This window comes from Komagataeibacter kakiaceti JCM 25156 (genome assembly GCF_000613305.1).
Map to the genome: position 1 here is coordinate 1 of NZ_BAIO01000637.1, position 1,163 is coordinate 1,163.

Annotated in this window: 2 protein-coding genes; both read right to left on the reverse strand. The window is 64.3% G+C overall.

What is annotated here, in order from left to right; genetic code table 11:
* A partial coding sequence (locus tag JCM25156_RS25835) for an FAD-dependent oxidoreductase (protein ID WP_148299419.1) occupies positions 1 to 421 on the reverse strand: 421 nt, incomplete at its 3' end.
* 13 nt (positions 422 to 434) lie between these two features.
* A partial coding sequence (locus JCM25156_RS17425; protein WP_025814160.1) for a 2-oxo acid dehydrogenase subunit E2 occupies positions 435 to 1,163 on the reverse strand: 729 nt, incomplete at its 5' end.

Genomic DNA, 1,163 nt, shown 5'->3' on the forward strand with positions numbered 1-1,163 from the left:
CGGTCAGCACGGCGGTTTCCGCGCCATCACGGCTGACCGAAACCTTGCGCTGGCCCCCCTGCACACCCGCCAGCCTGCCGAAGCCGTTGATGACCGTGACCTTGTGCTTCTTCAGCAGGTGGCTCACCCCGGCGGAAAGCTGGGCCGAGACATCGCGCGAGCGTTTGATGACCTTGGCGAAGTCGAACCGGATGTTATCCGCCGCGAACCCGAAGCCATCGAGATCATGCAGCAGATGGTTGATTTCGGACGCGCGCAGCAGCGCCTTGGTCGGGATACAGCCCCAGTTGAGGCAGATGCCGCCAAGCTGGGCGGCCTCCACCACGGCGGTGCGCAGCCCGAGTTGCGCGGCACGGATGGCCGCGACATAGCCACCCGGCCCACCGCCGATAACGATGACATCAAATTGCGTGGTGCTCATCTGGACCATTTCCTCAGACCACAAGGCTCATCGGGTTTTCCACAACAGCGCGGAAGGCCGAAACCCATTCCGCCGCCAGCGCGCCGTCCACCACGCGATGATCGACCGACAGCGTTACGGTCAGGACAGTGGCGATGGCGATCCCGTCATCCCTGACCACTGGCCTGCGCTCGGCCGCGGCAATGGCCAGGATCGCGGCCTGTGGCGGGTTGATGATGGCGGAGAAGGACTTCACCCCGTACATCCCCATATTGGAGATGGAGAAGGTGCCGCCCTGGAATTCCTCCGGCTTCAGCCTGCCCGCCCGCGCGCGCGCCACGAGATCGCGTGTTTCCAGACTGATCTGGCGCAGGCTCTTGGTATCGGCCTGCCGCACGATGGGGGTGATCAGCCCATCGGGAATGGAAACGGCGACGGAAATGTCCACGTCGTTATAAACCAGCACCGCGTCTTCCGTGTAGGACACGTTGACCTTCGGCACCCGGCGCAGCGTGACCGCCGCCGCCTTGACCAGCATGTCATTGACGGAAATCTTGTACGATCCCGGCCCTTCGGCGGGGGATGCCGCGTTCATCTGGGTGCGCAACGCCAGCAGCGCGTCCAGTTGCACATCCATTTCCACATAGAAATGCGGAATGGTGGACTTCGCTTCCGTCAGGCGGCGGGCGATGACCTTGCGCATGCTGGAATGCGGCACGCTTTCGTACGCAGCCGCCGCGACCGGCGCCGCCTTGGGCGCGGG